General features: G+C 59.7%; 3 protein-coding genes and 1 pseudogene. 2 read left to right on the forward strand and 2 right to left on the reverse strand.

The features are described 5' to 3' along the window. Position 1: 1 nt before the first annotated feature. On the reverse strand, positions 2 to 1,420 hold the full coding sequence (locus tag AC1DRJ_RS20595; RefSeq protein ID WP_477803765.1) for a short-chain fatty acid transporter: 1,419 nt from the start codon (positions 1,418 to 1,420) through the stop codon (positions 2 to 4). Between the two features lie 202 nt (positions 1,421 to 1,622). Between AC1DRJ_RS20595 and AC1DRJ_RS20600 the strand changes: the two genes are divergently transcribed. Together AC1DRJ_RS20600 and AC1DRJ_RS20605 are read left to right on the forward strand one after the other, a co-directional pair. After that, on the forward strand, positions 1,623 to 2,936 hold the full coding sequence (locus AC1DRJ_RS20600; RefSeq protein WP_477803766.1) for an MFS transporter: 1,314 nt from the start codon (positions 1,623 to 1,625) through the stop codon (positions 2,934 to 2,936). A gap of 208 nt (positions 2,937 to 3,144) precedes the next feature. Further along, positions 3,145 to 3,741, forward strand: coding sequence for a flavin reductase family protein (locus tag AC1DRJ_RS20605; protein ID WP_477803767.1), 597 nt, complete (start codon positions 3,145 to 3,147; stop codon positions 3,739 to 3,741). Positions 3,742 to 3,763: 22 nt separating this feature from the next. On the opposite strand, the pseudogene AC1DRJ_RS20610 reads toward AC1DRJ_RS20605, so the two are convergent. Next, positions 3,764 to 4,088: pseudogene (locus AC1DRJ_RS20610) on the reverse strand (hypothetical protein); the annotation flags it as partial.

Genomic DNA, 4,088 nt, shown 5'->3' on the forward strand with positions numbered 1-4,088 from the left:
GTTAAGGCATCACCGGCGGCGTATACGTCAGCGTCGTCCCCAGCGCCCACAGCAGAAACAGCACCAGCGGCGTATGCACCAGCAACTGCACGAACGAGAATCCGATCAAATCCCGCGCCTTCAATCCGAGCACACCCAACAGCGGCAGCATGTAGAAGGGGTTAATCAGGTTCGGCAAGGCTTCGGCCGCGTTGTAGATCTGTACGGCCCAGCCCAGGTGGTAGTTCAGGTCGGTGGCCACTTGCATGACGTACGGCGCTTCGATGATCCACTTGCCGCCGCCGGACGGGATGAAGAAACCGAGAATCGCCGAGTACACGCCCATTAGCACCGCGTAGGTGTCGTGGGAGGCGATGCTGACGAAGAAGGTCGAGATGTGGTGCGCCAGGGTCTGAGCGTCAGTGCCTTTGACCGTGGTCATCAATGCGGCGATCGAGCCGTACAGCGGGAACTGGATCAGTACGCCAGTGGTGGTTGGCACAGCGCGGGACACGGCGTCGAGGAAACTGCGCGGACGCCAGTGCAGCAGCGCGCCGAGCATCAGGAACAGGAAGTTGTAAGTGTTCAGCCCGGAGATGGCACTGAGCAACGGTTTGGTCGAAAACTCGTGGAACAGCCAGCCCGCCGCCAGCAGCACCAGTAAAAGGGTCAACAGCGGGCTGTATTCCAGCCATTCGCCAGGGCGAGTGCGTGGTTGCAGCGGCGGCAGGTTGAAACTCGGGTCGACGCCGCAGGTTTTAGCGTCACGGGCCGTGTTTGGACCTGGCGCGGTGGCGTAGGCAACGATCAGCGAGACCACGATCAGCGCCAGCAGCATGACACCGGACTGCCACAAAAAGATCGTTTGGGTGAAGGGAATGACCCCGGTGATCGCCAGGATCGAAGGCGGCAGGCTGGCCGGGTTGGCCTGCAATTGTGCGGCGGACGAGGACAGGCCCAAGGCCCACACCGCGCCGAGACCCAGATAGACGGCAGCACCGGCGGCACGGTAATCCATTTTCAGATCGGTACGGCGGGCGAGGGCGCGCACCAGCAAACCGCCAAACACCAGCGACAAGCCCCAGTTCAGCAGCGAGGCGACCATGGAAATCAACGCCACCCAAGCCACGGCCGAGCGGCCGTTTTTCGGCAGGCGCGCCAGACGGTCGATCAGTTTCACCGCTGGCGGCGAGCTGGCGACCACATAACCGCCAATCACCACGAATGCCATCTGCATGGTGAACGGGATCAGGCTCCAGAACCCGTCACCGAACGCCATGGCGGCGTCAGTCGGTTTGGCGCCCATGAACAGGGTGGCCACGGCGACAATGATCACCGCCAGCGCTGCAAACACCCAGGAATCGGGGAACCAGCGTTCGGCAAAACTTGAACAGCGCAGGGCAAAACGGGCAGAGCGGGTATCTTCGATATCAGCAGCCACGGGCGTACCTCGAATTTTTATGTTTATGGTGGTCTTCAAGCCGTAACGGCCCGTCTAGACAGATGCCAACAGTAAATCAACCGGTCCTGCTGTGTTACAAAGTTTTAGCAAAACGGGACTATGGTCTAACGGCTTGTCCGTGGGCGCGTTTGCGTAGACCATGTGCGCCTTGGTTTTTTTACCGGCTGCAGAGTTCTTTTTGATGACTGCCAACACCCCTTCGCATCCGATGCCCTTTACCCGCTCGGAATACAAGACCCTCGGCCTTGCGGCCCTTGGCGGCGCGCTGGAAATCTATGATTTCATCATTTTCGTTTTTTTCGCCCTGACCCTCAGCCAACTGTTTTTCCCGCCGGAAATGCCCGAGTGGTTGCGCCTGCTGCAAAGTTTCGGAATTTTCGTCACCGGTTATCTCGCGCGTCCATTGGGCGGGATACTGATGGCGCATTTCGCCGACCAGTTAGGGCGCAAGAAAGTCTTCAGCCTGAGCATCCTGATGATGGCACTACCGTGCCTGCTGATCGGGATCATGCCGACCTACGCGCAGATCGGCTATTGGGCACCGCTGCTGCTGTTGGTGTTACGTGTCCTGCAAGGCGCGGCGGTGGGCGGTGAAGTGCCGAGCGCCTGGGTATTTGTTGCCGAGCACGCACCAGCCGGGCATCGCGGTTATGCCTTGGGTTTCTTGCAAGCCGGATTGACCTTCGGTTACTTGATCGGCGCCCTGACGGCGACCTTTCTTGCACAGGCATTCACCCCGTCGGAAATCCTCGATTTCGCCTGGCGTTACCCGTTCCTGCTGGGCGGTGTGTTCGGGGTGATCGGCGTATGGCTGCGCCGCTGGCTGAGTGAAACCCCGGTGTTCATGGCGATGCAGGCCCAGCGCGATGCCGCCGTTGAACTGCCGCTGCGCACGGTTTTGCGGGAGCATCGTCTGGCGATGTTGCCGGCGATGATCCTCACCTGCGTGCTGACCTCGGCTGTGGTGGTGTTCGTTGTCATCACCCCGACCATGATGCAGAAAACCTTCGGCATGACCGCCAGCCATACCTTCACTCTGAGCGCGTTGGGCATTGTTTTCCTGAACATCGGCTGCGTGCTTGCCGGGTTGCTGGTCGACCGCATCGGCGCCTGGCGCACGGTCATGCTCTATAGCCTGCTGCTGCCACTGGGCATTGGCGTGCTTTACGGCTGCCTGATCAGCGGCGGCAACTGGACAGGCCTGGCCTACGCAATTGCCGGCCTGAGTTGTGGGGTGGTCGGCGCGGTGCCGTCGGTAATGATCAGCCTGTTCCCGGCGCGGGTTCGCGTCTCCGGAATTTCCTTCACCTATAACATTGCCTACGCCGCGTGGGCGAGTGTCACACCGCTGTTGCTGATCGGTCTGATGCCATGGAGCCCGTGGATCTGCGTGATCTTCTGTGCAGTGATGGGGGCGGTGGGTGTTGGCAGCGCGGCGTATTTTGGAACGCGCATGCCCAATACCGGTCATTGCGCGGCGGCGGGTGCGATGTAATACTTGGCGTTTACGGCGGCATCGCCAAACAGACCAACCTGCTGACGCTCAACCCAGCCATTGAGGCGCCACGGTGATTATCGAGATTCAGGGCTGTGCGCAGAAAGTGGTAAGCGCGGTGGGGCAGTTTGCCAATCAGCTGGCGACTTGATACCTGCCATAGCGGTGGAAATCGCTACAATCGGCTCTTTTCCCTGGAGCAGACAATATGAGCGATTCCCACCGTCGGCCGGTTCCTTTGTCCAAGGCGTATCGCTTGCTCAATCACGGGCCGACCGTACTGGTGAGCGCAGCCCATGATGGCCAGCGCAATATCATGGCCGCCGCCTGGGCCATGCCGCTGGATTTCGAACCGCCGAAAATTGCCGTAGTGCTAGACAAGTCCACCTGGACCCGGCAACTGCTGGAAGCCTCGGGAACCTTCGTGCTGAACGTTCCCTGTGCAGCGCAGGCCGATATCACCCAGACCGTTGGTTCGACGTCAGGCCTGGAATTGACTCAGGTCCAAGGACAGGACAAGTTCCAGGCCTACGGTTTACAAACCTTCAGCGGTGAGTTGATTGACGCCCCGATGCTCGAAGGCTGTGTAGCGTGGCTGGAATGTCGGCTACTGCCAGAGCCCAGTAATCATCAGCAATACGACCTGTTCCTGGCCGAGGTCATTGCCGCTCAGGCAGATGAGCGCGTCTTCAGCGATGGCCGTTGGCACTTCGAAGGACAGGATGCATTGCGCACCTTGCACCATGTGGCGGGCGGGCATTTCCTGAAGATTGGCGACCCGGTGGACGGTAAGACCCTGCCATAAATCAGCCACCAAGCCTACGTCCTTACAAGCGAATGTGATTTTTCGGATGACTGCGGCTCGGGCGAGTCATCAAAAAGTCATGCAGCAACGATACTGATGCCGAGAACACCAGGGTCATGAGGCAGAGCATGAGCGTGGTCAGCCAGTGGTTGAGCGAGATCGGCACGTCCTCCATAAAGGGGGCAATCATCAGGAGCCCGACGATCGCCCCAAGGCCGGTACGCAGCAGGGTCAGGAAACTTGTCCCGACTTCCGCCGTGACCTTGTAGATCACCTCGAACCGTTCACGCATGCGGTCGCTTTTCAGCCGGTGAATTTTCTTGTGAATGCACACCGCGATATAGATC

The organism is Pseudomonas sp. P5_B2, from assembly GCF_056400445.1.